General features: G+C 43.2%; 26 protein-coding genes and 4 tRNA genes. 3 read left to right on the top strand and 27 right to left on the bottom strand.

Translation table 11 applies throughout. The features are described 5' to 3' along the window. Positions 1 to 31: 31 nt before the first annotated feature. The 10 genes from dnaQ to B9T20_RS09860 all read right to left on the bottom strand — a co-directional run bounded on the left by dnaQ (position 32) and on the right by B9T20_RS09860 (position 8,687). Positions 32 to 712 carry a DNA polymerase III subunit epsilon gene (gene dnaQ / locus B9T20_RS09905; protein WP_094490890.1) on the bottom strand — a complete coding sequence of 227 codons (681 nt, stop codon included), beginning with the start codon at positions 710 to 712 and terminating at the stop codon, positions 32 to 34. After that, entirely contained in the window at positions 705 to 1,160 is a 456-nt protein-coding gene (gene rnhA / locus B9T20_RS09900; RefSeq protein ID WP_094490900.1) for a ribonuclease HI, read from the bottom strand. The genes dnaQ and rnhA overlap by 8 nt, the downstream gene beginning before the upstream one ends. Further along, entirely contained in the window at positions 1,160 to 1,954 is a 795-nt protein-coding gene (locus B9T20_RS09895; protein ID WP_094490889.1) for a thymidylate synthase, read from the bottom strand. The genes rnhA and B9T20_RS09895 overlap by 1 nt, the downstream gene beginning before the upstream one ends. Next, positions 1,955 to 2,773, bottom strand: a complete 819-nt coding sequence (gene lgt, locus B9T20_RS09890; RefSeq protein WP_094490888.1) for a prolipoprotein diacylglyceryl transferase — start codon at positions 2,771 to 2,773, stop codon at positions 1,955 to 1,957. Between the two features lie 71 nt (positions 2,774 to 2,844). After that, a complete protein-coding gene (locus B9T20_RS09885; RefSeq protein WP_233491671.1) occupies positions 2,845 to 3,504 on the bottom strand; it encodes a thiol:disulfide interchange protein DsbA/DsbL in 660 nt (219 codons plus the stop codon). 46 nt (positions 3,505 to 3,550) lie between these two features. Continuing rightward, positions 3,551 to 4,438 (bottom strand): cytochrome c, encoded by an 888-nt coding sequence (locus B9T20_RS09880; RefSeq protein ID WP_094490886.1) that lies wholly within the window; start codon positions 4,436 to 4,438, stop codon positions 3,551 to 3,553. 130 nt (positions 4,439 to 4,568) lie between these two features. Further along, positions 4,569 to 5,153: a DUF2058 family protein gene (locus B9T20_RS09875; RefSeq protein WP_094490885.1), complete on the bottom strand. Its 585-nt coding sequence runs from the start codon at positions 5,151 to 5,153 to the stop codon at positions 4,569 to 4,571. A 28-nt stretch (positions 5,154 to 5,181) separates the two neighbouring features. Then, a complete protein-coding gene (gene serA / locus B9T20_RS09870; protein ID WP_008316721.1) occupies positions 5,182 to 6,408 on the bottom strand; it encodes a phosphoglycerate dehydrogenase in 1,227 nt (408 codons plus the stop codon). A gap of 15 nt (positions 6,409 to 6,423) precedes the next feature. Next, positions 6,424 to 7,824: a threonine synthase gene (gene thrC / locus B9T20_RS09865; RefSeq protein WP_094490884.1), complete on the bottom strand. Its 1,401-nt coding sequence runs from the start codon at positions 7,822 to 7,824 to the stop codon at positions 6,424 to 6,426. 101 nt (positions 7,825 to 7,925) lie between these two features. Further along, the gene (locus B9T20_RS09860; protein ID WP_233491670.1) at positions 7,926 to 8,687 is read right to left on the bottom strand and encodes a hypothetical protein; all 762 of its coding nucleotides are present in this window, start codon (positions 8,685 to 8,687) and stop codon (positions 7,926 to 7,928) included. A 184-nt stretch (positions 8,688 to 8,871) separates the two neighbouring features. Between B9T20_RS09860 and B9T20_RS09855 the strand changes: the two genes are divergently transcribed. Further along, positions 8,872 to 10,161, top strand: a complete 1,290-nt coding sequence (locus B9T20_RS09855) for a Glu/Leu/Phe/Val dehydrogenase (RefSeq protein ID WP_094490882.1) — start codon at positions 8,872 to 8,874, stop codon at positions 10,159 to 10,161. Between the two features lie 55 nt (positions 10,162 to 10,216). On the opposite strand, the gene B9T20_RS09850 is transcribed toward B9T20_RS09855, so the two are convergent. From B9T20_RS09850 to B9T20_RS09795, 12 genes are all read right to left on the bottom strand, one after another. After that, positions 10,217 to 11,626: an MFS transporter gene (locus B9T20_RS09850; RefSeq protein WP_094490899.1), complete on the bottom strand. Its 1,410-nt coding sequence runs from the start codon at positions 11,624 to 11,626 to the stop codon at positions 10,217 to 10,219. 93 nt (positions 11,627 to 11,719) lie between these two features. Then, positions 11,720 to 11,796 (bottom strand) — tRNA-Pro (locus B9T20_RS09845). A 42-nt stretch (positions 11,797 to 11,838) separates the two neighbouring features. Next, positions 11,839 to 11,914 (bottom strand) — tRNA-His (locus tag B9T20_RS09840). 28 nt (positions 11,915 to 11,942) lie between these two features. Further along, a tRNA-Arg gene (locus B9T20_RS09835) sits at positions 11,943 to 12,019 on the bottom strand. A 26-nt stretch (positions 12,020 to 12,045) separates the two neighbouring features. After that, a tRNA-Pro gene (locus B9T20_RS09830) sits at positions 12,046 to 12,122 on the bottom strand. A gap of 65 nt (positions 12,123 to 12,187) precedes the next feature. After that, the gene (locus B9T20_RS09825) at positions 12,188 to 13,327 is read right to left on the bottom strand and encodes a CCA tRNA nucleotidyltransferase (RefSeq protein ID WP_094490881.1); all 1,140 of its coding nucleotides are present in this window, start codon (positions 13,325 to 13,327) and stop codon (positions 12,188 to 12,190) included. Position 13,328: 1 nt separating this feature from the next. Next, positions 13,329 to 14,306, bottom strand: a complete 978-nt coding sequence (locus B9T20_RS09820) for an alpha-L-glutamate ligase-like protein (protein WP_094490880.1) — start codon at positions 14,304 to 14,306, stop codon at positions 13,329 to 13,331. A 1-nt stretch (position 14,307) separates the two neighbouring features. Continuing rightward, positions 14,308 to 15,882 (bottom strand): UUP1 family membrane protein, encoded by a 1,575-nt coding sequence (locus B9T20_RS09815; RefSeq protein ID WP_094490879.1) that lies wholly within the window; start codon positions 15,880 to 15,882, stop codon positions 14,308 to 14,310. Positions 15,883 to 15,893: 11 nt separating this feature from the next. Further along, the gene (locus B9T20_RS09810; RefSeq protein WP_008316735.1) at positions 15,894 to 16,451 is read right to left on the bottom strand and encodes a RimK/LysX family protein; all 558 of its coding nucleotides are present in this window, start codon (positions 16,449 to 16,451) and stop codon (positions 15,894 to 15,896) included. A 23-nt stretch (positions 16,452 to 16,474) separates the two neighbouring features. After that, positions 16,475 to 17,071, bottom strand: coding sequence for a Holliday junction branch migration protein RuvA (gene ruvA, locus B9T20_RS09805; RefSeq protein ID WP_094490878.1), 597 nt, complete (start codon positions 17,069 to 17,071; stop codon positions 16,475 to 16,477). Positions 17,072 to 17,074: 3 nt separating this feature from the next. After that, the gene (ruvC, locus tag B9T20_RS09800) at positions 17,075 to 17,560 is read right to left on the bottom strand and encodes a crossover junction endodeoxyribonuclease RuvC (protein ID WP_233491672.1); all 486 of its coding nucleotides are present in this window, start codon (positions 17,558 to 17,560) and stop codon (positions 17,075 to 17,077) included. Further along, positions 17,560 to 18,306 carry a YebC/PmpR family DNA-binding transcriptional regulator gene (locus tag B9T20_RS09795; protein ID WP_094490876.1) on the bottom strand — a complete coding sequence of 249 codons (747 nt, stop codon included), beginning with the start codon at positions 18,304 to 18,306 and terminating at the stop codon, positions 17,560 to 17,562. Before B9T20_RS09795 ends, ruvC begins: the two co-directional genes overlap by 1 nt. A 197-nt stretch (positions 18,307 to 18,503) precedes the next feature. Between B9T20_RS09795 and pepQ the strand changes: the two genes are divergently transcribed. Then, positions 18,504 to 19,820 (top strand): Xaa-Pro dipeptidase, encoded by a 1,317-nt coding sequence (pepQ, locus tag B9T20_RS09790; protein ID WP_233491669.1) that lies wholly within the window; start codon positions 18,504 to 18,506, stop codon positions 19,818 to 19,820. 70 nt (positions 19,821 to 19,890) lie between these two features. Here pepQ and B9T20_RS09785 read toward each other — a convergent pair whose 3' ends face one another. Continuing rightward, positions 19,891 to 23,226 carry a PilC/PilY family type IV pilus protein gene (locus B9T20_RS09785; protein WP_094490874.1) on the bottom strand — a complete coding sequence of 1,112 codons (3,336 nt, stop codon included), beginning with the start codon at positions 23,224 to 23,226 and terminating at the stop codon, positions 19,891 to 19,893. 294 nt (positions 23,227 to 23,520) lie between these two features. Beyond that, positions 23,521 to 24,330 carry an endonuclease gene (locus B9T20_RS09780; protein WP_094490873.1) on the bottom strand — a complete coding sequence of 270 codons (810 nt, stop codon included), beginning with the start codon at positions 24,328 to 24,330 and terminating at the stop codon, positions 23,521 to 23,523. A gap of 122 nt (positions 24,331 to 24,452) precedes the next feature. Between B9T20_RS09780 and B9T20_RS09775 the strand changes: the two genes are divergently transcribed. After that, complete coding sequence (locus B9T20_RS09775; RefSeq protein WP_094490872.1) at positions 24,453 to 25,292, top strand: ribonuclease Z; 840 nt, start codon at positions 24,453 to 24,455, stop codon at positions 25,290 to 25,292. On the opposite strand, the gene trmD is transcribed toward B9T20_RS09775, so the two are convergent. From trmD to rpsP, 3 genes are all read right to left on the bottom strand, one after another. Then, complete coding sequence (gene trmD, locus B9T20_RS09770) at positions 25,272 to 25,970, bottom strand: tRNA (guanosine(37)-N1)-methyltransferase TrmD (protein WP_199415244.1); 699 nt, start codon at positions 25,968 to 25,970, stop codon at positions 25,272 to 25,274. The two genes, B9T20_RS09775 and trmD, sit on opposite strands and share 21 nt — an antisense overlap. Beyond that, positions 25,960 to 26,472 (bottom strand): ribosome maturation factor RimM, encoded by a 513-nt coding sequence (gene rimM / locus B9T20_RS09765; protein ID WP_008316746.1) that lies wholly within the window; start codon positions 26,470 to 26,472, stop codon positions 25,960 to 25,962. The genes trmD and rimM overlap by 11 nt, the downstream gene beginning before the upstream one ends. Before the next feature lie 64 nt (positions 26,473 to 26,536). Next, a complete protein-coding gene (rpsP, locus tag B9T20_RS09760; protein WP_008316748.1) occupies positions 26,537 to 26,788 on the bottom strand; it encodes a 30S ribosomal protein S16 in 252 nt (83 codons plus the stop codon). Between the last annotated feature and the right edge of the window lie 72 nt (positions 26,789 to 26,860).

Genomic DNA, 26,860 nt, shown 5'->3' with positions numbered 1-26,860 from the left:
AAAAGCCAGTATGTACTGGCTTTTTTTCTATCTATTTTTTGATTTTTTCCCAAAAGGCATCGTGGGCCGCGATCTCTTCAGCCGTGGCATAAATCACGCGCGTAGCTTCAGGTAAAACAGCTGCGGCATCGAATAAAGATGAATCGAGCGACACTACTGTACGCTCCTCATCTTCATCGCCACCAAAGAGCGAGTCTTGTCCGCCTGTCATGGCTAAAAAGACTTGTGCCAGGATCTCAGAGTCAAGTAACGCGCCATGCAATGTACGCTTAGAGTTATCAATCCCTAAACGGCGGCACAAAGCATCTAAGCTGTTGCGCTGCCCAGGATACATATCCCGCGCCATTTTTAAGCTGTCGATCACGCTGCATTGCGCGCTCAAGGTTTGCATCTTCAGCAATTTCAATTCATGATCTAAGAACTTCATGTCAAATGCGGCATTGTGGATAATGAGCTCAGCACCATCAATATAATCCACAAAATCTTGTGCAATGCTCGCAAAAACCGGTTTATCACTCAAAAACTCTTCACTTAAACCATGCACATTAAATGCTTCCACTGGCATGTCGCGCTCAGGATTGATGTACACATGAAAGTGATTGCCCGTCAGCATGCGATCGACCATTTCCACACAACCGATCTCCACAATGCGATCGCCCGTTGACGGATCCATGCCTGTGGTTTCTGTATCGAGTACAATTTGTCTACTCATCGCTTAACCCTCGTTCATTTTTGACAGCATCGGTGGCCAATGTATCGGCGCGCTCATTTTCAGGATGTCCCGCATGTCCTTTCACCCATTGCCAATCAATGGAGAGATGACGATCACGTTCGATCACCAACTGCTGCCATAGATCCACATTTTTCACAGGCTGCTTACTTGCAGTTTTCCAACCGCGTGCAATCCAGCCATTGACCCATTCATTGATGCCCTGCTGCACATAACGAGAATCGGTGATCAATGCCACATGACAAGGTTTTTTCAGCGCTTGCAGACCTTTAATGGCCGCCGTCAGCTCCATGCGATTATTCGTGGTGTCCGCACAATAACCTGACAGCTCTTTTTCATGCCCGTGATACTTTAAAATGCAACCCCAACCGCCTTTGCCGGGATTGCCACTGCATGCGCCATCGGTATAAATATAGACTTTATCCATCATCACACAGCAACTGTGGCTTTAATGTGAGGATGAGACTCATAATTGACCAACTCAAAATCCTCAAATTCAAAACTAAAAATGTCTTTTTTCAATGGATTGATCTTTAGCTGCGGCAATGGCAATGGTTCGCGCGTTAATTGCAATTCTGCTTGCTCAATGTGATTGGCATATAAATGGCAATCCCCGCCTGTCCAGACAAAATCACCCACTTCTAAGTCACACACTTGCGCCATCATGTGAGTTAAAATCGCATAACTGGCAATGTTAAATGGCACGCCTAAAAATAGATCCGCTGAGCGCTGATACAATTGGCAGGATAATTTGCCATTGGCCACATAAAATTGGAACAATAAATGACAAGGTGGCAACGCCATGTTTGGCACTTCACCCACATTCCAAGCGCTCACAATGAGGCGACGGGAATCGGGATTGGTTTTAATCTGCTCAACCACTTCTGTGATCTGATCGATGGTTTGACCATCTTGCGTTGGCCAACTGCGCCATTGATGACCATACACCGGCCCTAAATCACCGTTTTCATCGGCCCATTCATTCCAAATGCGCACGCCATTGTCGGTTAAATATTGAATGTTCGTATCGCCCTTTAAAAACCATAACAATTCATGAATGATGGATTTTAAGTGCAACTTTTTCGTGGTCAATAAAGGAAAGCCTTGTTGCAAATCAAAACGCATTTGATGCCCAAAGATGGAGTAGGTGCCTGTGCCTGTTCTGTCCTCTTTGAAGGCGCCTTCATTTTTAACCTTTGCCAGTAAATCTAAATATGTTTGCATCTATTGCCCTTTGTTGTTGCGATGTGCGTAAATCATTAATCCTAAGCCGGCAATGATCATCGGAATACAGAGAATCATGCCCGTGGTGAGCCAATCGGTTCCGAGTCGATAACCTAAATGTGCATCCGGCTCGCGGAAGAATTCTACAACAAAACGTGCAATGCCGTAACCTGCTAAGAACATTCCCGATGCGGCGCAGCGTGGTCGTGGCTTGTTTGTGTACCACCAAAGGACAATAAAGAGCAATAAGCCTTCTGTGATCGCTTCATACAATTGAGAAGGATGCCGATACACCAAGCCATTGACAACAGGTGCGTGTTCAAAAAGCACACCCCATGTTTGATCGGTATATTTTCCCCAAAGTTCACCATTGATGAAATTACCAATGCGTCCAAAAAAGAGTCCTAATGGTAAGAGCGGCGCGAAGAAATCGGTGATTTGCCAAAAGCTCTTTTGGATTTTTCTACGCACCAACAGTGCTGCCACCAACGTACCCAATAAGCCACCGTGAAAACTCATGCCACTCCACTCGATGGTGTGTCCGTTCCAACCAAGAATAAAGAGCGGATTTTGCAGCACTTGTTCCCAACCATAAAAAATGGCATAGCCAATTCGCCCGCCTAACACAGCACCAATGAAGAGATAAAAGGCAGCATCGCCCACATTCTCTTTTGTCCAAGTCGAGCCCGGCTTTTTCGCACGATAATTGCCAAGGCCAATGGCAATGAGCAATGCCACAATGTACATCAAAGAGTACCAACGCACCGCTACTGGGCCGATGGCAAAAATCACAGGATCAATCTGCGGCGTAAATATCATATCAATTTCCAATTTCAATAAAAAAGGGCTATTCAACGAAAGCCCTTTGCTGGTCAATGAGGCAGCATGGATTACTGTGCTGTTGCAGCCTGTTCAGGCGCTTTGGCTTGTTTTTCTTTGAGTAAAGATTTAGACACTTGATCCACCGCTTCCACAATGCCTTCATAAGAAGTTGCTTTAGAGGTTTCACCGTTCACTAAATATTCACCATCAATGATGAAAAATGGCGTGTAATCTTGCTGATATTGATTTTGTACTAAGTCTAACGCGCGGTTATAACTCGCTGTGACAGGAAATGAATTCCATGTCTTTAAGAAGGTCGCTTCATCAATGCCTGCATTTTTCTGTAAATATGCCGCAATGTTTTGAGGATCAAAATCACGCATGCGATCCACCATCAATGCTTGATACATCACAGGGTGGGCTTTTTCCAATTCACCCATCGCCTCTAACGTGAAAAACGTGCGGGACAGTTGACCCCAGACGCCTTCCCCTGGCATATGAATGCGCACAAAGTTCACATCGTCAGGCTTTGTTTTTAACCAGTTTGCCACCGGCGCTTCTAACTGATAACAGTGACCACAAGTGTAAGAAAAGACTTCCACCACTTCCACTTGTTCAGGATTAGAAGTTTTCACCAACTGTGCTTTTTCTGGCAATTTAACCGATTGTGCACCGGCAAACAACATAGAGCCCACCAATAATGTGGTACCTAAGAGTTTTTGTGACATTGATCTTAAAGACATAGCTTCACTCTCTCTTGATTAAAGGATTGACTTATTTTGGCTGCATGTACTTGATGTACGTTGCCACCGCTTCGATCTCAGCATCACTCATGCGTTCTGCAATGTCACGCATCATGCCCGCAGGATCGTTGCTGCGTTTATAAGTTTTAAAGTTGTACAATTGATTGGTTAAGTACTCATAGTTTTGGCCGATCAATGCAGGATATGCCGCAGGGCCATTACCTGTACCAGATGGGCTATGACATGCTGCACATGCAGGGATGCGTTTGTTCATGTCACCACCAAAATAGATTTGCTCACCGCGCACCATCAAAGCTTTAGCTTTTGCTTCGGCTGCTGCGATTTCATCATTGGCACCTTCTGCTTTACGCACCGCACTTTTCGCACCACGTAAATCACGGGACATGGCTTTTAATTCTTTAGCAGCATCTGCATTGTTTGCATCGGCTTTCACCAATGCTTTTAATTCAGCTTCTTTTGCCTCTAACGCTGCTAAATCATTTTTAGCTTTTTCCAAATCCGTCGCCGCTTGTGTGCGTTTGGCGCTGAAATCTTCATCTAAATGATAAAACAACATGGGTTGTTTGCTGTAGTAAGCAGAGATGTTGGCAATGTCTTGATCAGACAACATGCTCGCTTGCGGGCTCATGGTCATTTCAAAACGAGAACCCGTGGCATCTTTTGATTCTTTTAATGCATGCAATTGAACACGAAGATAATTTTCGTGCTGACCTGCTAATTTAGCTTGATGTGGTAATGAGGCAACACCTTCACCATAAACCCCATGACACGCGGCACACTGTGTTTCTACGATTTTTTTCGCATCATCTGCATTGCCCACCAAGTTTTGTGCATTTGATAATGCCATGGTGAGTCCTAAGGTACCGAGTGCTAATAATAGACGATTATAAGACAGCACAATAATTCTCCTACACTTTTTTTCTGTCATTGATATTCAAAATATCGATTATTCTAATACAAATGGGAAAATAATGTCACAAATAAATGTGGCAAGTTCCATTATTCCCCACCGTAATCCAATGGCTTATTTATTTTTCTTTGGCCAGTTCCGCCTCATAAGCATCCCATGCAGCCCACTCATCAGCGTTATCCACTTCTTCTGTTGGATCCACCAATAAATATACCCAACGCTCTTCCATCAATTTTTCAATTTCCAATAAACGCTCAGCGTTTTCCTTTGGAATCAAAGGAATGTCAAATCCGTCACGATCATTGCGACAAATGGCCAATGTACCATTACCAAGCTGTTTGCGCTGCTCGGCGGTCACATTCACGTAACGGATCTTTTTTCCATCGGGGCTAAAGTTAAAGCGATCGGTTGCACTGTCAACATTGACACGTTTTTCATCAATGATGCGGCGCGCCTCAACACGCAATGCTTTGCGTTGCTGTTTTGCTTGCACCGCTTGATTCGCTTGTGCTGACTTTGCTTTCTCTTGAGCCTCGCGGGCAAGAACCGCATCCTTTTGAGCCTTTTGCTCTGCCTCAAGCTGAGCTTTTACATCCTTGTTGCGATGCGCTTGATGCTTCGCTTTTTTTCTCTCTTGGTCGACTTTCTTAGCGCGTTCTTCACTGACAACGCCGACTTTTAAAAGTTGATCACGCAATGACACGATTCTTCCCTCTTACTTTTCAATCAAATTAGAACAACAAACGGCAACGAATCGTGCCATCAACATGCTGCATCTCTTTATACAATGCTTCGGCATCTTGCTCTGTGGATTTGACATCTAACACCACATAACCAATATCGCCGCTTGTTTGCAGGTACTGCGCATCAATGTTCATGTCATAGTTAGACACTAAGTTGTTCATGGTGCGTAAAATGCCTGGGACATTGTGGTGAATGTGTAAAATACGGTGGCTGTCAGGGTTCACAGGCAAGGAAACTTCAGGGAAGTTCACCGCTGTAATGGTTGAACCATTGTCTGAGTATTTCACCAATTTAACAGCAACTTCTACGGCAATATTTTCTTGCGCTTCCATGGTTGAACCGCCAATATGTGGCGTTAAAATCACGTTGCGGAAGTTACGAAGTGGCGTGATGAACTCATCTTGGTTTGATTTTGGTTCAACAGGGAAAACGTCAATTGCCGCGCCCGCTAAATGTTTAGACTCAATCAAATCTGCCAATGCTTGTAAATCCACCACTGTCCCGCGAGAAGCGTTTAATAACACCGCGCCTTTTTTCATGCGATTGAGGTTTTCACGGCTCATTAAGTTCTTCGTGGATGCATCTTCTGGCACATGCAATGTCACAATGTCAGACACTTCTAACAAACGGTGCAAATCCAATGGTTCAGAGTTACCAAGTGCCAATTTTGTCTCTGTATCATAATACACAACATTCATACCAAAGCTTTCTGCCAGAATGCTCACTTGTGTCCCGATGTGACCATAACCGATGATGCCCAATGTTTTACCGCGCACTTCATGTGAGCCATTGGCAGATTTCAACCAACCACCTTCATGACACACATAGTTTTTCTCAGGAATGCCACGCATGAGCATGATCATCTCTGCAATCACCAATTCAGCCACAGAGCGCGTGTTTGAATATGGCGCATTAAACACAGGAATGGCGCGTGCTAAGGTCTCTTCTAGATCCACTTGATTCGTACCAATACAGAAGCAACCAATGGCCATCAATTTAGGCGCTTGGTCGAGCACTTCTTTGGTGATGCGCGTGCGCGAACGAATCCCGATGATGTGAGCATCTTTTAAGGCTTCGATTAATTCTGCACCTTCAAGGGCTTTTGCATACGTTACAACATTGGTGTAACCAGATTTATGCAAACATTCCACGGCAGAAGGGTGAATGCCTTCAAATAAAACGATCTTAATCTTTTCTTTAGCTAATGAGTACATTTGGTCCAATCCTTTTTAGCTTAATTGCGTAACAACATATTGTTTCAATAACTGTGCATCGACCGGCAACTTCTCAAAGCGCTGCGGCAATGCTTCAATCTCTGCATAGTCAGCAGGACGCTCTGGCACAAAACCTAAGGCTTGCTCAACAGTTTGTGCAAATTTAATCGGCTGAGCAGTCTCTAAATACATTTGTGGAATGCCTGCATCCTTGTATTGTGCGGCCACAAAAATACCATCTGCGGTGTGGGGATCCACCACCACATTGAAGTCATCATACACCTTACGAATGGTTTCCACACGATTGTCATGCAAACTCTGACCAGACTCAATGTTCCAATTGGCACGTTCTGCCCAAACTGGATCATTGGTTAAATCAAAATAACCTTGTGTTTCAATTTGTTGCCATAATTGATGCGTGCGCTCTGCCCCAAGCAATAAATAGATGAAGCGTTCAAAGTTACTTGCCTTAGCAATGTCCATTGATGGGCTTGAGGTCAAATGCACATCTTTAGAAGCACGCGGGCGATAAATGCCTGTTTTAAAGAATTCATCGAGCACATTATTTTCATTGGTGGCCAAGATGAGTTTACGAATCGGTAAACCCATTGCACGTGCATAAATGCCCGCAAAAATATTGCCAAAGTTACCCGATGGAATGACAAAATCCATCGGCTCGCCGATCTCTTTTGCCGCCGCTAAATAGGCTTTAAAGTAATAAACGATTTGCGCTAAAATGCGTGCCCAGTTAATGGAGTTCACGGCACCTAAATGGTTCGCTGCTTTAAATTCCGCATCGTTATTGAGGGCTTTGACCAAATCTTGGCAATCATCAAACACGCCTTCAACGGCAATGTTAAAAACGTTGTCATCTTGCACAGAGTACATTTGCGCCGTTTGGAAATCACTCATGCGGCCAAATGGGCTGAGCATGAATACATTGATGCGTGGTTTGCCACGCATGGCATGAATGGCACTTGAACCGGTGTCACCAGACGTTGCCCCGACAATGTTCAATTGTTGATCACGTTTTTCAAGTAAATAAGGGAACAATTCACCCAAAAACTGCATTGCCATATCTTTAAAAGCAAACGTTGGGCCATTTGACAGACCCACCACATAATCTTCATTGAGTTTAGAGAGACTGACAATCTCATCCATCCCAAATTTTTCAGCGGTGTATGCGCGCTCTAAAATGCCTTTTAAGTCATCAGCTGGAATGTCCGTAATAAAGCGGGACATCACGTTAAAGGCAAGCTCAGGATAGCTGAGGGATTGCCATGCTTGTAAAGTGTTGGTATCTACGGTTGGCACCATCTCTGGCATGGCTAAACCGCCATCTTTGGCCAATCCTTCTAAAACAACATCCGAAAACGCCTGCGGCTCGCTTTTTCCTCGGGTACTAATAAATTGCATGATATTTTCCATTCCAAACTGATCAATTGAAAGAACGGGATTGATTAAAGCACACAACAAAGCGGATCATCAAGGTGCGCGCTAAAATAAAATCCATGGCTTTACTCGCCAATCTCGTAGGGATCCATCACAATATAGTCGATGATTTGTGCTGTTTTTGGATCAATCACTGCCGTCATGAAGAGCGGTGCCTGCTCTTTTGGTGAAAAATAACGGATGGGCAACCACAAAAACTCGGATTTTTCTAGGCCATGTTTGGCCATCAAATCATTCGCCGCTTGTGTCGCGGCATCACTTTTGGCAAACACATCATAGCCTTTGGCCATTGTTAGCACGCGATCGATGTTCGCTTCATACGGCACATAATATTTTGGCTGCTTTGTGATGTCTAACCCAAAGAGTGCATCATTATTGATTTGAATGCGCGCCTCTGGATCCGGCACTGTTTGATCTACATCCACCACCGCCATTTTTAAGCCTTCAAACAGTGGAATTCGATCAAATGGCGCATGTGCTGAGAGATTTTCAGCACTCACTTCTTGATCCACCACCAATTCAAAGCGGTCAACATCAAAGGCAATGAATACAGGACGCGAGATGGAGATGGTCCAAGCCCCCCATGCAAAAAATGCCAGCTGACACAGCGTGATGACAGAGATATCTAGCACCTTCTCTTTACGAGACTTATGGGCTTTATAAGCAAAACCGACGCACAATGGCCCCACACACAGATCCACCATCACAATCATCCAAACCAATTGATAACCACCGATCTCTGTGGCCCAAATGCCAGGATACCAAAGGTGCACAATGAACAACGCAAGCCCACCGATCAATGCAATGCTGAATAAAAAATGATACAAAAAAGCCTTGAGATTAAATACTTTCGATAATGACATCATAATTTTACTGAGTTCTAGTGAATGATCCGGAATTATACAATAAACTGGACATGAAAAAATTTTACCTTATGGCTTGCAATTAAAAATAAATTGATAATAGAATCGAAAGGTAGACAAAATTATAACCACAGTAGGGGAACACTCAATGGAACACGACGCTTATAATCCTTTCACGCATGCTCAAAAACAATTTGATCATGTGGCAACCTCGTTACATCTTGAAGAAGGCATGAAGGACCTTCTTCGCTCACCGATGAAAGAGATTCACTTTTCCATCCCGATTAAAATGGACGATGGTTCAACGCGCGTGTTCAAAGGTTTCCGTATGAAGCACAATGAAGCTTTAGGCCCAGCTAAAGGCGGCATTCGTTTCCATCCTCATGAAAGCGTCGACACAGTGCGTGCATTGTCCATGTGGATGACATGGAAATGTGCAGTTGTTGGCTTGCCATTAGGCGGCGGTAAAGGCGGCGTCATTTGTGATCCACAAACATTATCTTTAGCAGAGCAAGAGCGCATTTGTCGCGGATATGTCCGTCAAATTCACACACTTTTTGGACCCAATACCGATGTCCCTGCCCCAGATGTGATGACCAATGGCCAACACATGGTGTGGATGCTCGATGAATTTGAAACCATCAATCAAGGCCATTTTCCTGGCATGATTACAGGCAAACCTGTCAATTTAGGCGGTTCACAAGGCCGTACAGAAGCCACAGGTTATGGCGTTGTGTATCACCTGCTTGCACTACTGGCAAAAAAAGATCTGAAAATTGAAAACACACGCGCCAGCATCCAAGGTTTTGGGAATGTGGCACAATACGCCGCAGAGCTATACAGCCAATTAGGTGGTAAAGTGGTTGCGGTTTCTTGTTGGAATCAAAAAGATCAAAAAAGCTATACTTTCCGCGACTTAAATGGCCTAGATGTAGCTAAACTTTTTGAAATTAAAGATGCCTTTGGCAGCTTAGACATTGATAAAGCCAAAGCCCTTGGCATTGAAATTCTACCGGGTGAAGCTTGGATTGAACAAGATGTAGACATCCTCATTCCTGCAGCCCTTGAAAACCAAATCACCTTAGAATCCATGGCCAAAATGTCCAAAAATGTACAAATCATTTGTGAAGGTGCCAATGGTCCAACGGCATATGAAGCCGATGCAGCGTTATTTGAGCGCGGAGTGACCATCATTCCTGACTTTTTATGCAATGCTGGCGGCGTCACTTGTAGCTACTTTGAACAAGTTCAAGGCAACACCAATTTCTATTGGGATAAAGAAGAAGTGCTCTCTAAATTGCAAACCTTCATGAACAATGCCTTTGAGAATGTTTATAACGTTGCGAAAGAAAAAGACATCAATCTGCGTGATGCGGCATACACCATCGCGATCACACGCGTTAAAGAAGCCGTACAAGCACGTGGCTGGGCATCCTAATTTGACCCCTTAAATTAAAAAAGCACCCTAAAGGGTGCTTTTTTATTGCCATTCATCAGCGCTTAATGGTGCGATTGGCCATATTATCCCCATCAGTGCCTTTTAAAATCACAAACACTAACGTGGAAAACAATGTAAAGAGCCCCATGATGATCATCGTGGCTTGAAAGGGCTCGGTTTTGTGATCAAAATAAGCCATTGGCACATGGGCAAAAATGTTCATAAAAATGGCCGCAAAAGCAATTGCCAATGTCAATGACGCTTGTTGCACCACCAACATTAAACTGTTACCGCTGCTCACATTGTCATCCGTTAGATCCGCGATGGTTAAGGTATTCATGGCGCTAAATTGAATGGAGTTACAAAACCCTAAAGCAAACAATAATGCAATCAACACAGCGGCATGAACATGTGGCGCCACAAAGCCCATCACCATGATCAAAATGCTGATCAACAGCGTATTGATGATCAGAACTTTTTTATAGCCATACCAACGCATAATCGTGGTCACCATGGGTTTATTGATGAGATTGGCCAAAGCCAATGGCACAAGCATCCAACCGGAAAGTTCAGGTGTATAGCCCATCCCGACTTGCAGCAATAAAGGCACCACAAACGGAATGGAGGCAATGCCAAGACGCGCTAAAATGCCACCAAAAATCCCCACTACAAAGGTGCGAATCTTAAATAACTCCACAGAATACAAAGGTGACGTGCTGTAATAGGCATAAATCCAATAACTCACCAATAACAACAAGCCTAAACAGAGGAGCATCATGGAAAACACTTCGTTATTCTGACGGCTGATGAACTGCAATCCCAAAATCAATAACGAGATGGAAGCGGCAAAGAGCACATAACCCACATAGTCCATCTTCACATTGTCCGCTTTATAGTCCGGCATAAAGAAAATTGCAAGGCTCAAACAGATCAAACCAATCGGCAAATTGATCAAAAACACCCAATGCCAAGAGAGATATTGCACCAAATAACCGCCTAAAATGGGCCCTAGCATCGGCCCAATCAATGCAGGGGTAATCGCATAATTCATGATGCGTAAAATGTCTGACTTAGGATAGGTTTTAAAAATCGATAAGCGCGCCACAGGAATCGACAATGCCCCGCCGACGCCTTGTAATACGCGGGAAAGATTCAATTGCGTTAAGTTCATGGACAATGCACAAAAGAGCGAGCCTAATGTAAACACAAATAAGGAAATGATGAAGGTATACTTTGTGCCAAATTTATCGGAGATGATGCCACTTAATGGCGTACAAATCGCCAATGTGAGTGCATAACTGATGATGGTAGATTGCATCTGTAGCGGCGATTCGCCAAGATCTTTGGCCATCGTGGGCAACGCGGTATTTAAAATGGTGGTCTCTAACATCTGCATAAAGATGGTAACCCCTAAAATCCACGGCAATACTGCTTTAGATCGCTCGGATACAATCGAATTGGCCATAATGTCTGTCTCTGTCACAAATAATGGATAACAGAATACCACTCAAAACCATAAAGTTTAAGTGGTGAAAAGATACATTAAGGATTTAAAAGATGGTCGGGGCAGAGGGATTCGAACCCCCGACCCACTGGTCCCAAACCAGTTGCGCTACCAGACTGCGCTATGCCCCGAAATCGATATAACCCTTCGAGATCTCGAAGGGTTATGAATAGTGGGGTGAACGACGGGGATCGAACCCGCGACAACTGGAATCACAATCCAGGGCTCTACCAACTGAGCTACGTCCACCATTGTTTGTTGCCAGAGTAATCGAGAATGGCGCGCTCGGCAGGACTCGAACCTGCTACCCTCGGCTTAGAAGGCCGATGCTCTATCCGGATGAGCTACGAGCGCTCAGGTCCAAGCTTACTCTTAAAAATTGGTCGGGGCAGAGGGATTCGAACCCCCGACCCACTGGTCCCAAACCAGTTGCGCTACCAGACTGCGCTATGCCCCGTTAATCATGTTCTCTAAAAGAGGACGCTACTATATAGCGAATTTTAAACCCTGTCAAACATGTGTTTAAAATTTAATCATTTTATTGATGATTACCAAACGATGCGCGGCAATTTTCTGCGGGATTTCTTTCGGTAATACATTTTCAATCAATGGCTTAACATCCACCTTGCTCAACACTTGATAAATGGATAATAATTGCGTTGACCACGCATTGAATGCCAATTGCTCACCTTTTAATTCAGCTAAAATTGCCATGCTTGCTAAATAATCATGCAATTGATCCGGCTTACGAAAGGCATCTAAACCCAATAAGAGATCCAACCATGTTTGTGCGGCTGTTAAATCTCGCGTTGGCCAATCTTTCCATGCATGTAATTTCTCTGCCGCGGCTTTTTCATGTACAGGTAAACGATAACGAGCTGCAAATGCCCGCACTTCATCCATCGTTTCAAACAGTGACAATAACAGCGCCACACGAATGTGCATGCCCTGCCCTGTTTTTATGCTGATGCGAAGCGCTGTAAACATGCTATCCACTGCGCTCATGTTTGCGTCAAAATAGGATTGCAATGCAGGAAATACCACATTTAATGCCCCTAAATCATAAAGCGCTTTAAAATAATGTTTGGCATTCACTTCGCTTAAAGCTTTGTGCGTCTCAAGCCAAATGCGCTCGGCCACCAAGTGATCAAGCTCGCCGCTTTTGATCATGTTATGCACCAATTGTGCGGTATCTTGAGCAATCGTAAAGCCATCATCATAAAAACGGGCATAAAAACGCGCCAAGCGCAACACGCGCAATGGATCTTCTTCAAAAGCAGGACTCACATGGCGTAAAATCCGCGCATTGAGATCATCGTACCCGCCATAAGGATCATATAAATTGCCGTCCTCATCTTTTGCCATCGCATTGATGGTCAAGTCACGGCGTAATAAATCCTCTTCAAGCGTGACATCTGGCGTTGCAAATACAGCAAAGCCACCATAACCGTGGCCTTGCTTACGCTCTGTGCGGGCAAGTGCATACTCTTCTTTCGTTTTCGGATGCAAAAAGACCGGGAAATCCTTGCCCACTTGCTGATAGCCTTGTGCCACTAAATCTTCAGCCGTTGCGCCCACCACAACCCAATCACGATCCTTGACGGACTTGCCAAGCAGTTCGTCGCGCACCGCACCACCCACCTGATAAATTTGTTGATTCATTTTAAAATCCAAATTGTTCTTGGGAAAATTGAATGCGCGTTGCGAAATCTTCTTCGGGTAAATCTTTGGCTTTGAGCATCGCTAAGCGTGCCTCCACCTTCTGATTACGTGCGGCTAAACCTGAGTCATTGGCGATCTGAATGTTTAAACCCGGACGCGCATTGAGCTCAAGAATCATGGGCCCTTTTTCTTGGTCAAGCACCATATCCACCCCAATGTAGCCAAGGTTAGAGAGCTCATAACAGCGACTTGCCAACGAAATGAAATCCTCCCAATGGGGAATTTGCAGATCAAAAATGCTGTTATTGGTGTCCGGATGGCGTTCAATTTTGTCATTGAGCCATGTACCACGCAGCGTTTTACCGGTGCGCAGGTTGATTCCTGCCCCGATGGCGCCTTGGTGAAGGTTCGCTTTACCGCTTGATTGACGCGTGGGCAAACGCAACATGGCCATCACAGGATAACCTTTGAGCACAATGATGCGAATGTCCGGCACACCTTCAAAACTGATGGATTTAAACACAGGATCTGGCGTCACGCGGTACTCAATCATGGCGCGATCACGCATGCCGCCCAGTGAATACAATCCCGTCAAAATATTAGAGATTTGGTACTCAATTTCGTTCATGGTGATGAGCTTACCGGAAATCGTTTTAAAACGATTGTCATCAAAGCGATCAGCCACCACCAAAATGCCATCACCGCCTGCGCCTTGGGCAGGTTTGATGACGAAATCTTGACGATCTTTTAAAATGTGACGCAAATTGCGCGTGATCTCGCTTTCCGTCTCAATGATGCCATAGAGCTCAGGCACGCTGATGCCTTCTTCCATCGCGCGTGCTTTGGTCAAGATTTTATCATCCACTAAGGGATAATAGCGGCGGTCATTGTATTTGAGGATGTAATCACCATTGCGCTGATTGATCCCCATGATGCCGCGCTTTTTCAAATCCTTCCATGTTTGAATATAGCCAAACATATTAACCTTCCTTCACCAGTGCTTTAAAGCGCACCAATTCCGTTAAACGGTAACCACGATAACGACCCATCGCCAACATAAAGGCAATGAGGATCAATAAAATGCCAGGGAACGTAAAGGCAAAATAGCTGAGCTCATTTAAGTTCATCACATAAAAGGCGATCGAGCCGGTGAAGAATGTACCTAATGCCACTTTAAAGGCAAAGGCGCCGCCACGCTCTTCCCATGTCACAGATAGACGTTCAATGGTCATGGTTAAAATCACCATTGGGAATAAAGTGACAGATAAACCTTGATCTAAACCAAGCTTATGACTCACTAAGCTTAAGATGGCAATTAAAATCACCACGCATGTTAAAACAATCGAAAGCCTTGGCAACATTTGCAGCTTTAAGTGCTCAAGATAGGATCGTATGGCAAGGCCAATGGCCACAATGATGCTAAATAAGAAGATCCCGAACACAAGCCCTGTTTCGCGAAATGCCAATGCGATCAATACCGGCGTAAAGGTTCCAAGTGTTTGTACGCCCACAATATTACGGAAGATCAAAATGGCCAAAACACCGAATGGAATCACAATCATGGTCAAATAGGTTTCTTGGATTTGAATCGGTAAGCTATAAAGAGAATAAGTTAAAAAACTGCTGGCTTCTGCATTGTTCACTTTATTGGAAATGATGCCCTTTGAGGTCAATTCGCGGTCATCTAAGCTAAAATTAATGCTTGCTTTGATGTCATTGGATACGGTCAATAAAGGATCATTGCCCACCCACCAAATGAGGCGATCATTCGTCAGGCCACGTTGCCCAGAATTGAGGTCAAAATAGACCCATTCGCCCAATTTTTTCTCATCTTGAGATTTTTCAATGTAGCTTCGCACAAACATTTGTGGCTTTTGATTCGAACCAATGCTAAGTTTTAAAGTGTGCACAAATTGAATCGGAATGCGCGCTTGGGAGAGTAAAATCTCCAAAACTTTACCGCGATTCTCAATGGAGTAATCACCTTCTAACAATGTTTTGGCATAATCATTGCGACGATCATTCAACGTTTGAATGGCTTCAGAGACAAAGGTTGCTGTATCCGATGAGAGCTCACGAATGCTGGCAATCAAGGAGTCTGCCGCAACTTTTTGTGCGCCATCAAGTGGAATGGGTTCACGGTACACTAAGCCCTTAGGACCAATGTAACGCTCCACATTGCCGGCCTCTTCAGAGACCAATAGGCGGTAATACAACGTTTGATCGCCGGTGGCTCTGCGTGATGAGAGAATCAATTGCTGATTGCCAAGTGGGTCAATCTCACGGGCAACGCCATAGTTACGGGCAAGGATATTGTCATCTTCTAGAATCACAGTGCTTAAACCATTTTCTTTCGATGGGATGAACAATTTCACTTTAACCGGTTTTGATCCACGGACATTAAAATTGATTTTGGTATCAATCGTCCAAACAGATCCACGAGAATCTTCCGTCAATGGGATTTTAAGCACCAATGCTTGATAGGCAATGGAGCCAAAGCCAATCACCAATAACAAAGTAATTAATATTTTAAGATGCAACGTTAGTGATTTCATATCTGCTCTTTCTATTGTTGACAATTCGGTTGTGTGGTTTCAGACAACGCGGGATCCACCACTGCTTTTAATTTGATCAGTCCTACTTTACCAATCAATATCGGGTATTGAAAGCGTGAGCGATCTTGTAAATTGACTTCCATCTTCTTGCGCTGATTGCCAAGACAGATCTCTAACTCAATCACAGGACGCTCTGATGATGTTGGCACCCCCTCATGCATGCGCTCACCTTCACGATTCTTAATGCGGCTCATGCGCTTAATGGGAAATTCATAAGTTTTATTGTTTTTTTCTAGCTGAAAACGCACCCACTTTTCTTTATTTTTAGTGAAAATCTTGATCTCTTTTGCACTCAAAGAGGCCGTTTTTGCACCCGTGTCTAATTTCGCGTGCAATTGAATATTGTTGAGCTGCGGCAAAACCACCTGTTCATCGTGTCCATAAACATGTTTGACCACCTCAGGTTTTTGCACAGGGGTCGATTCAGTGGGTTGATCACTTTTCTCTTCTGCCAACACCGGCGCAAAAAACAAAGGGAACAATAGCAAAAATTTTGAAATTGTTTTCATAAGGGTCCTTATCAGTAGCACATTTATTTTTTCATAGAGGATTGCAAGGCAAGCTTGATGAGCTCATCCACCGCCATTGCAGGTTGCGCGATCTTTTTAATCATCTTCTCAGCATCGCTCTGTTTATAGCCCAATGTGGCCAACGCCAATACGGCATCTGTGGTCGGATCAGCCATGGGTGTTTGTCCATTAAAGAGATCAACCCCAACAGACAATCCTTTACTCTTATCTTTTAATTCTACAATGAGGCGCTCTGCTGTCTTTTTGCCAATGCCTGGCACACGCGTTAAGCGCGCCACATCTTCACTTGATATCACTTCATACAATTCACTGACTGATAAGCCAGAGAGAATCACAATCGCACTCTTTGGCCCAATGCCAGAGACTTTAATCAATAAGCGAAATGCCTCTTTTTCTGCCTGCGTATAAAAACCATAAAGCAAACTGGCATCTTCACGCACAATGTTTTGAATTTCTAATGTGGTGCTCTCGCCAGCTTTCGGCAACATGGAAAATGTGGACACAGGCACTTCAATCTCATACCCAACACCACCGACATCTAAAATCACAATGTTCGGTGGCATTTTTTCCCAAATCAATCCCTTTAAGCGTGCAATCATTTTTTATTTCACTCCCAAAATTGGCCCATGAAAACCATGCGTCAAGGCGATGGCCAATGCATCGGCGGCATCTGCTTGCGGTTTTCGACTTAATTTTAATAGATGTTCCACCATATGCTGCACCTGCTCTTTTGTGGCGTGGCCATTGCCCACAACCGTTTGTTTAATGCGCGTTGGTGTGTATTCATGAATCTCAATATTCGCTAAAGCCGCCGCACACATCACAACACCGCGTGCTTGCCCTAACTTAATGGCAGATTGAGGGTTTTTATGAACAAAGACTTGTTCAATGGATAAGACATCCGGCTGATAGAGCCCGATCAATTGATCAAGCCCTTCAAAAATCGTTTTTAAACGATTGCCGGTGGTTGCGTTCACATCCATGCGAATGCAACCACTGTCAATATATTTAGCTTTGTGATTGGCCCATTCAATCACGCCGTAACCAGTGATGCGACTGCCTGGGTCAATGCCTAAGATAATCACAATTAAAGTTGACTCAAAATCTCGCTAGAGATGTCAGCATTTGAATAGACGTTTTGCGTATCATCTAAATTTTCTAACATGTCTAACATTTTGATCATTTGCTTAGCATCATCTAATGATAAAGCAACGTTGTTGGCCGCACGCATTGTCACTTCTGACTCTTCAGGCTCTAACCCTTTTTCCATCATAAAATTATAAACCGTTGCATAATTTTGTGGTGTGGTTAACACATCAATGGAAGTATCATCATTGACAACGATGTCATCAGCACCTGCCTCAATCGCTGCATCTGTGATGGCATCTTCATCGGCACCTTCAGGATAAGACAATACGCCTGTTTCTGTAAATTGGAAAGCAACAGAGCCAGACACGCCTAAATTACCGCCACATTTTGTAAAGGCATGACGCACTTCACCTGCGGTGCGATTACGGTTATCTGTCACACAATCCACCATCACAGCCACACCGCCTGGGCCATAACCTTCATAACGAATCTCTTCTTGCGCGCTGTCAGAATCACCGCCTAAACCACGCTTGATGGCACGCTCCATCGTATCCTTGGACATGTTGTTAGACAACGCTTTATCCATCGCTAAACGCAAACGCGGATTGCTCGCAGGATCACCATTGCCTGCCATGCGCGTCGCGATGGTGATTTCGCGGATCAAACGCGTAAAAATTTTACCGCGTTTCGCATCCTGTGCGCCTTTACGATGTTGGATATTTGCCCATTTACTATGACCTGCCATGAAGAAAGCTCCTTAAACTTTAACAATTAACTGCATGTACACTCAAAATCAATGCATTTTATCACAAAGCCCCCCAGGGTTTGCAACCACCGACAAAGATTCCCATTGTGATCGCTTTGATGGTTGGTTATTTTGCCCCTGTGCATTATCATTTAAATGACACTTTGATTCATTCAATCATCTCAAGGAAACCATTTATGTCCCTTTATCTTGATCACTTAAACACACTTCATGCCAAAGCGGCGGATTTTTTAGCCACAGAACAATTAGATGCTTTGATCCTCACCGCGGGCATGCCTCATTTTTATTACGATGATGACATTGAGATTCCCCACAAAATGCCCGCAAGTTTACGCCATTGGATCCCTGAAGACATTGGCACACATCAATATTTAGTGATTACGAAAGATACTCGCACACTCTATAGCCATCGCCCGAAAGATTTTTGGCTCAAGGTTAAAGAGCACTTTGGTCCATGGTCAGAAGCGTTTACACTTGAACCCCACGATTCATTAGACAGTTTATTCGCGGCGTTAAACAATGCCACACAAACACAAAAAACCGTTTGGTTAGGACCTGATGTACCCGCTGAATTTGCCCACAATCTGGCCACACAAACACAAAAAATGGCCATCGACAGTTGGCGCCTCATTAAAACTGAGTTTGAAATTGAATGCATGAAATTGGCCTCCATTCGTGCGGCCTCTGCCCATGTTGCCGTGCGTGAATCACTCAGTGAATACATCAGCGAATTTCAGATGAATTTAGATTATTTAGATGTCACAGGGCTGCGTGAATCTGAATTACCATATGGCAACATCATCGCTTATAACGATCATGGCAGTATTTTGCACTATCAAGATTTAGATCAAACGCCGCCGGCTGTGTTAAACAGTTTCTTAATTGATGCTGGCGCTGTGTATGATGGTTACATTTCTGACATTACGCGCACCCATCCGGGCGAAGATGCTGATCCATTTTTCATCACGCTTTTAAAACAAATGCGTACCATCAAACTTGCGTTGATTGATGAGTGTAAAGCGGGCGTTTCTTACATGGACATTCACCGTTATGCGTTAAAACTCATTGGTGAATTGCTCATTGAGCATCAATTCATCGTAAACATTGACTTATCTGAAGCGGTGGATAAAGGCATTGTGCGTGTATTCTTCCCACATGGCATCGGCCATTTATTGGGCTTAAATACACACGATACGCCAAGCATTGCCAAATCCTTAAAAGAGAGTAATGAAACCTTTAAAACCCTGCGCCTAACGCAATCACTCCAAAACAATATGGTGCTCACCATTGAGCCCGGCATCTATTTCAATGACACCTTGATCACTCAAGCGTTAGAAAATCCTGAGATCGCACCACATCTAAATCTTGAGCGCATCAACCCGATGATGAGCTATGGCGGCATTCGTGATGAGGACAACATCGTCATTTGTGATGATCAACCGCGCAACCTCACCGCTGAAGCATTTGCTGAAATTGGCGCACCCAATTTTTAATTCTCTCTTCATGAACACATAAAAAAATCCCTTGCCATGGCAAGGGATTTTTGTATTCAGCCGTCAATCATTAGAAGCTAAAGATTTTCTGAATGCCGATGCGTTTAGGATCTAAGACTTTCTGATTTAACAAACTACGATCATATAAATCGCACTCTAAACCACCTGTTAAATCACCTTCACAATAAGCGGCATAACCTTCAGGGTCCGTGGCATGTGTACTGTTCTCTTCACCCACTGCGACGATTAAATCCTCCGCCACTTTTGAATCAATTTTCTTAATATCATCAATTTTTGTGCTGCTGTTACCTTCTGGTGCTGCATATAATTCATCACCTGTTAAACCACCAGGAGCATTATTGGTTTTACCTTTATTACTTAAACCAATTTTATTGGATGCCCCACCTGTTTTCACATCAATGGCCAAAGATTTACCAAATGCCGCATCTGATAAACAGGGATCATCTAGACCTTCAATGGGTTTACCACCTTCACGCTCATGGACACCCCATGTTGAAAACGTAATCGCTTTATGACGTGCATCATATTTTGGCTCTTGAATGACGCGTTCACCACTTTTTTCACCATCAGCTATCAAACGTAAATACCATCCATCTTTATTAGCGACATTAGCAGGTGCTTTAATCTCTAATTGATGTGTTCCTGTATCCGTATAGTTAACATTAGCCTTATTAGCATATTCAACATTACCTGGACTCAGATCTTTTTGAGTTAAGACAGGCAATAACACTGAGGCTGCATTAGAGCTCATTGCGCTTGCTTTTGCTGTTGAAGCAGCACTGGTTTGATTAGAGTCAACCACTGCATAAATACTGTGTTCAACCAAAGATTTTTCACCACGATCAAGCTCTTTACTCGCAGCCATCCCTGTACCGAAATAAACCGTCACTTTGCCCGTGATGTCATTTTTCAATAATAAAGGTTTAATGGAAATGGCGGATTGTCCAAAACCTTTTTCCGGTGCTTTAAATAAAGCGGTGACTGTGACATCACTATCTTTCAATCCTTTACCATTAAAATCAACTCGATAAAGTGTACCTGAGTAATCGCCCACATAAATGCGATCCACCATTTGACCTGCACCTTCAGCGCGCACCAACATCGAAGGCGTTGATGCACCACCACCTTGTGGATTGAGAACAATTTCACGAATTTTTTCACCCGTATGGGCATCAATGAAATAGAGGCTAGATTTTTTTGCACCAAAGCCATTGCCAAATACAGCAACGGCTTGACCCACTCTGACACCATTTAATGGCGAGGTTTTGTTAAAAAACTCAAAACCTGAATACGTATAGCCTAAATTTTCAAAACCTTTGGTTCTAAACTCTGTAGGTCCTTCGTTAATGATTTCAAACAATGGTTTAATTTGAGTGGATGTAGCGGTAAACAATTTACCATTATTGGTTGTGCCCTCAAAGATGCTGTAACCCACCAGCCCTTTACCACCACTGCCCATAGATGTTAAACCAATGGTTGCATATTGATTTGCACCCACTTTGGCATCCACAAAATTGGTTCGTCCTTCCATCACCAACGTTGCTGAACGATTCACTTTAGCAATATCATCAATTCTGCTGGCCAACATTTTTGGGAAATAGGCTGTATTGCGTTCACCTGCTCGATAACCTCTGGCTAGTCCTCTTTCTGCATTAATAAAGTTAATAAAGCCATTATTATCACCCACAACCAAATGATTTACCGGTTGATTTTTCGCTTTAAACAACAACCATTGAACCAAATTTTCTCTTAACTCATTACCCATTTTTTTAGGCGTAATATCAATATACAATTCATCTTTATTCGCCAATTTAATGTCTGAGTTTGTCACACTGCCAATGGGTGTTAAACGCCCACGTAAATTGTGTGCATGTGTTGTCACCTCATGATCTGTCAACCATGTCACATATGTTCTGTCATAATTGTTACCTGAATCAGGATATGCCTTTTTATAAATTTCATTCATGGCACGAATGGATCGATCATCGCTCAAAAGTCCGCCTAATGTAACGTATCGGCCCTGATTACTTTTAACCGTTTGATCTGTATTCCATAACTCTAAAGTTGCCTGTTTTGGCTTACCTGCCGCATCTACTTGCGGGATTTTTTTGCCTGAAGCATCTTCAGTCCAGTCACTGATATAAGGCACCATGGCACGAATGGTGCCGAATCGTTGTCTAAAGTTATATGTTGTATCATATCGAATGGCACCCATGGATGACAAATCACCTCTCTTAGGCGCACCAAATAAAATATCAGCATTCGCCTTATCATTCATGGCTTTCGTACTACTGGTACTTTTGATAATAGCAGAGAAAATCGTATCAAAGGCCAATAAAAGATCTTGAGCCGTTCCCTTATTTTTTTCAAACCCTAAATTCATCCCTTTACTGGCACTGGTTAATTCCGTATAAACATCTGCTGTGGGCTTAATGTACAAACTCACACTGTGCACTGTAATGGGCATTTTGGTTGAAAATTCATCATGCCAATCTTTACCTGCATCATCCTTATCTTTAATGCCCCAAACTTCTCTACGCCATTGATCTAAACCCAATAGTTTTGGTTTAAATGCATCACGTAAATCTGTATTGGCGGCAATATAACCCAATGTCGAACCAAATCTACCCAGTTCAACTGAGCTGCTTAAAATCACACCATTACTGATCACATCTGTATTGGTATTTAAAGAATTGACAAAACGACCAAATAAATGCCTATCAACCTCAGCAATGCCCACAGAGGTATCACCATAGGGTTGTCCATCTGTCATCACAATCATATGATTTTGCTGACAACGATATCTTAATGGTGTTTCTAATTGTCTGCCCTCATAATATCTAGCTCGATATGACTCATATTGAATGGTACCATTCGCGTTCATCCCACCACGCGCAGACACTGGCATGCCTCGAAACATTTTCAATGTATCGTAAACCGCAGGACGAATGGGTGTATTGCCCGGAGAGCGTTCTAATAATCTTGAAATTCTGTCAATCACATCCCATTTAAAATCATATTCACTCATTTTTGAATAATCATCTAAAGGCAGTTGAATCAATCCAGATTCATTACGATATTGATAGATTAAAGTAATGCCCAAATATGCTTTGTCACGATATTTATATAATAAACTTTGTACAGCATCGTCTAATGCTTTAGTTCGCAATATATACCGACCACCTGGGCGATCTAAAATATCTCGTGATTTCATTGATCCTGAATCATCAAGCACCATATGAATATTCGGTTTCGCTTGGGCGGTATTAAACACAGGCTCCGTCGATGGCACAAATTCTTTTTTTTCTTCAGAAAAGGCTAGCGACCCGATGGCAACGGGGGCTAAGGCGAGTAACATTTTTATCAATAATGTTTGCTGTTTCATGGATGACTCTCGATACCCTAATTTGTTATAAATGACTGTCAATTCTATGATCGAACCTAAAGTGATCGTTCCGTTATGGTACTGAAAAATCTCATAATATAGTGCTCAACCATCATATAATTTATAAAAAATTGCTTTAAATCAAAGTGCCCACATTCAGACAACCTCGCACTTTACGCAATTTAACTTTTATATTATAGAACATCTCTATCTAAGTTTGACAAAATACATCGACAAATCAACAAAAAGCGCCATACAGCGCCTTTGTTGAAGCTTAAAAAAACTGACATTGCTTTACTTTTTACATTGCGAAGTGATAAATGGATTATCATTGCCTTGCATTTTAGCGATGATCTCATTGCGACGGCATTCCCAAGCATCTACAGGATACGCGCGATTCCACTCATTCATGAGTTTTTTCTCTTGCTCAGCCACTTTGATGCCATAACGCGCTTCCATGTATAAATAAGTGCGGGCAATCACGCCTTTGATCTCATTGCGTGGCTGCACTTGGCGCTTTTTAGGATCCACAGCAAAATGGCATTTGCCATACTGACCAAAGCGCTTTGTAAACTCACTGTAACGGAAATTAGAGCGATCACCATTGACCTCGCCGATGGCAGGCTGCAAATTGTGCATATCGCCTTCCATCACATTAAATTTGGCATAATCTTGGCAATTTTTACGGCCGCCCTCTTGCCAACACTGTAAGTTTTTACCAAAGTTATGGGCCGGCATCACATGTTCCCACTCAATGCGATTAGCCCGGGCAATGTTGCTTTGATTACGCACTTGATAGCCACACTTTTTAAAATCCAAGCTCGATTTACGCTCTTCATAAGTGAAATCACATCCACAATAAAACTCTTTGATGTTGGGATTTTCTTTATAGAGTTTGATCAATTTGGTTTTGGCTTTTGCAAAGGTTTGCACGTCACGCGAGTCACCTTTGTCACTCTGCTCGATGATGGTTTTGCCACCAAAAAATGAGGCAATTAATGCAAAGACGATCATCGCGACCGTTTGTAAGGGACGTCGTTGAAATTGCGTCCACAAGCGGGATAAATCTTGTGGGGTCACAGGTTTTTGTGGTTTTTTCGCCATCTTTTATGCCATTTGTATCATTAAAAGTCGCATACTATAGCAATCTATGGGCAGCACCTCAATCAAACCTGAGATTTTAAATTCTGTTATAATGCCCAAATCCGTCAACTCAGGGCACTCGCATGAATCTCACATTCTTAGGCACCGGCGCTGGCCGTCCATCTTTACAACGCAACGTCACCAGTATGGTTTTAGATTTAACCAAAGAACGTCATGAGATGTGGCTATTTGATTGCGGCGAGGCAACAGGCCATCAAATTCAACGGTTACAACAGCAAGAATCTAAAAATAATAGTCAATTAACGGGCATCACATTGCCCAAAATTTCTAAAATTTTCATCACTCATTTGCATGGTGACCATATCTTTGGGCTCTTTGGGTTTTTAACAAGCCGTTCAATGTCCGGCTGCCAAAAGCCATTGACGCTGTATGGACCTAAAGGCATCCGTAAAATTTTAGAAACCGTAATCGAGATTTCTGAATCCTTTATGCTCTTTCCCTTTGAAATTGTGGAATTGACACCCAGCAGCGATCCAAGTCAGCCGTTTACTGTGTTTGAAGATGACACCATTCGCGTCACTGCCATTGAATTACAGCACCGAGTACAATCGTTTGCCTATCGCATTGAGGAACATCATCCGCATCGCGAAGGAAAAACGGTGGTCATCTTTGGGGACACTTATCCTTGCGATAATGCCATCACCATTGCCAAAGATGCTGATTTTATGGTGCATGAAACCACATACGCAGCAGAGTTTGAAGAGCTCGCGTTACAGCGTGCTCACTCAACAACTGTACAAACAGCGACAACTGCACACAAAGCCAATGTGGGTAAACTTTATATGACCCACATCAGCTCACGTTATTACAATCAAACATTACAGCAGCAATTGATTGATGAATGCAGATCCATCTTTCCAAACAGCCACTTAGCCCACGATTTACTTCGTGTGGAGATTTAATTTTTCCCATAAATCCGGACGACGTTCTTGAGTATCCGCTAAAGAGCGCTCTGCTCGCCATTTGGCAATGTTTTTATGATTGCCGGACAATAAAACATCCGGCACACGCATGCCGTTAATCTCTTCTGGGCGCGTATAATGCGGGCAATCCAATAAACCATTGCTAAAAGAATCCTGCTCAAAGGATTCATGATTGGATAATACATCCGGTAACAAGCGCGCCACTGAATCGATCACTACATTTGCCGCCAACTCACCGCCGGACAATACATAATCACCAATGGATAATTCTAAATCGATTTCGCTGTCAATGATCCGCTCATCCACACCTTCATACCGACCGCACAACAATACAATGTGAGACTGCTCAGACAATTTTTGCACCAGTTGTTGATCCAATAATCGACCGCGCGGCGAGAGATAAATGCGATAACCGCGTGCTTGACGGGTTTTGGTAATCTCATCAAAAGCATCTTTTAAAGGCTGATACTTCATCACCATGCCAGGACCACCACCATATGGGCGATCATCCACCGTATGATGAATGTCTGTGGTGTATTGACGAGGATTCCAGCAACGGGTTTCAATGCTGCCCTTTTGATGGGCACGCCCGACAACACCAAGCTCACAGTAACCCTCAATCAATTCAGGAAAAAGCGTGATGACATCAAAGATCATCTTCATCCCAATCCACTAAAATGACACGATTTTCCAAGTCCACATCTAAAATGGCATGACCACGCGTGAAAGGAATCAATGTGGTTGCACCACCTTTTTTCACGATCATCACATCATTTGCGCCCGTTTCTAAAAACTCAGACACTTCACCAAAGATATGACCTTCAGTATTTTTAACTGTAATGCCCAATAAATCTGCCCAGTAAAATTCGCCTTCTTTGAGATCTTCTAATTGATCGCGCTCAATGAACAGCTGTAGGCCATAATAAGGTTCAATGGCAGTGCGATCAATGAAGCCTTCAAACTTGATCACCAAGCTTTTACCCGCATATTGTGCCTTTTCCACCACCAATGTTTGCCACTCATTATTTCTGAAGACATATAGATGATCATAGTCAAAGATGGCATCTCTTGGGCGCGTTTCAGAAAATACTTTCACAAAACCTTTTAGGCCGTAAAAACCGTTAATTTTACCCACAACAATTTTATCGTGATTGTCCATATAAATCGCCTTCAAAAAAAAACCTCACTCGAGCGAATGAGGTATTTCTATTATTCAAAATTAATTATTGAGCTTTTTTGTTTAACTCGTTAATTAATTGTTTAACACGATCAGTTGGTTGTGCACCCACACCTTTCCAATAGTTTAAACGATCCATATCAATGCGTACACGTTCTTCTTGACCTGAAGCGATTGGGTTAAAGAAACCTAAACGTTCAATATAACGACCTGTTGCAACATTTCTGCTGTCTGCAGCAACGACTTGATAGAAAGGGCGCTTCTTAGATCCACCACGTGCTAAACGAATTGTAACCATAAAATAAAAATCCTAAAAATATCAATAATTAAATAACACAGTACTTCTTTTAAAATATAGAGACACGATACA

Origin of the sequence: Wohlfahrtiimonas sp. G9077 (assembly GCF_002252155.1) — a bacterium.
In the GTDB taxonomy this organism is placed as follows: domain Bacteria; phylum Pseudomonadota; class Gammaproteobacteria; order Cardiobacteriales; family Wohlfahrtiimonadaceae; genus Wohlfahrtiimonas.
The sequence above is the reverse complement of the archived record's forward strand: the minus strand, read 5'-3'. Positions and strand labels throughout refer to the sequence as shown.

Bases quoted from the DNA above. Each gene is read 5' to 3' on its own strand.
- dnaQ (WP_094490890.1), bottom strand. From the start codon at position 712: ATGAGTAGACAAATTGTACTCGATACAGAAACCACAGGCATGGATCCG.
- rnhA (WP_094490900.1), bottom strand. From the start codon at position 1,160: ATGATGGATAAAGTCTATATTTATACCGATGGCGCATGCAGTGGCAAT.
- B9T20_RS09895 (WP_094490889.1), bottom strand. From the start codon at position 1,954: ATGCAAACATATTTAGATTTACTGGCAAAGGTTAAAAATGAAGGCGCC.
- lgt (WP_094490888.1), bottom strand. From the start codon at position 2,773: ATGATATTTACGCCGCAGATTGATCCTGTGATTTTTGCCATCGGCCCA.
- B9T20_RS09885 (WP_233491671.1), bottom strand. From the start codon at position 3,504: ATGTCACAAAAACTCTTAGGTACCACATTATTGGTGGGCTCTATGTTG.
- serA (WP_008316721.1), bottom strand. From the start codon at position 6,408: ATGTACTCATTAGCTAAAGAAAAGATTAAGATCGTTTTATTTGAAGGC.
- thrC (WP_094490884.1), bottom strand. From the start codon at position 7,824: ATGCAATTTATTAGTACCCGAGGAAAAAGCGAGCCGCAGGCGTTTTCG.
- B9T20_RS09855 (WP_094490882.1), top strand. From the start codon at position 8,872: ATGGAACACGACGCTTATAATCCTTTCACGCATGCTCAAAAACAATTT.
- B9T20_RS09850 (WP_094490899.1), bottom strand. From the start codon at position 11,626: ATGGCCAATTCGATTGTATCCGAGCGATCTAAAGCAGTATTGCCGTGG.
- B9T20_RS09825 (WP_094490881.1), bottom strand. From the start codon at position 13,327: ATGAATCAACAAATTTATCAGGTGGGTGGTGCGGTGCGCGACGAACTG.
- B9T20_RS09820 (WP_094490880.1), bottom strand. From the start codon at position 14,306: ATGTTTGGCTATATTCAAACATGGAAGGATTTGAAAAAGCGCGGCATC.
- B9T20_RS09815 (WP_094490879.1), bottom strand. From the start codon at position 15,882: ATGAAATCACTAACGTTGCATCTTAAAATATTAATTACTTTGTTATTG.
- B9T20_RS09810 (WP_008316735.1), bottom strand. From the start codon at position 16,451: ATGAAAACAATTTCAAAATTTTTGCTATTGTTCCCTTTGTTTTTTGCG.
- ruvA (WP_094490878.1), bottom strand. From the start codon at position 17,071: ATGATTGCACGCTTAAAGGGATTGATTTGGGAAAAAATGCCACCGAAC.
- B9T20_RS09795 (WP_094490876.1), bottom strand. From the start codon at position 18,306: ATGGCAGGTCATAGTAAATGGGCAAATATCCAACATCGTAAAGGCGCA.
- pepQ (WP_233491669.1), top strand. From the start codon at position 18,504: ATGTCCCTTTATCTTGATCACTTAAACACACTTCATGCCAAAGCGGCG.
- B9T20_RS09785 (WP_094490874.1), bottom strand. From the start codon at position 23,226: ATGAAACAGCAAACATTATTGATAAAAATGTTACTCGCCTTAGCCCCC.
- B9T20_RS09780 (WP_094490873.1), bottom strand. From the start codon at position 24,330: ATGGCGAAAAAACCACAAAAACCTGTGACCCCACAAGATTTATCCCGC.
- B9T20_RS09775 (WP_094490872.1), top strand. From the start codon at position 24,453: ATGAATCTCACATTCTTAGGCACCGGCGCTGGCCGTCCATCTTTACAA.
- trmD (WP_199415244.1), bottom strand. From the start codon at position 25,970: ATGATCTTTGATGTCATCACGCTTTTTCCTGAATTGATTGAGGGTTAC.
- rimM (WP_008316746.1), bottom strand. From the start codon at position 26,472: ATGGACAATCACGATAAAATTGTTGTGGGTAAAATTAACGGTTTTTAC.
- rpsP (WP_008316748.1), bottom strand. From the start codon at position 26,788: ATGGTTACAATTCGTTTAGCACGTGGTGGATCTAAGAAGCGCCCTTTC.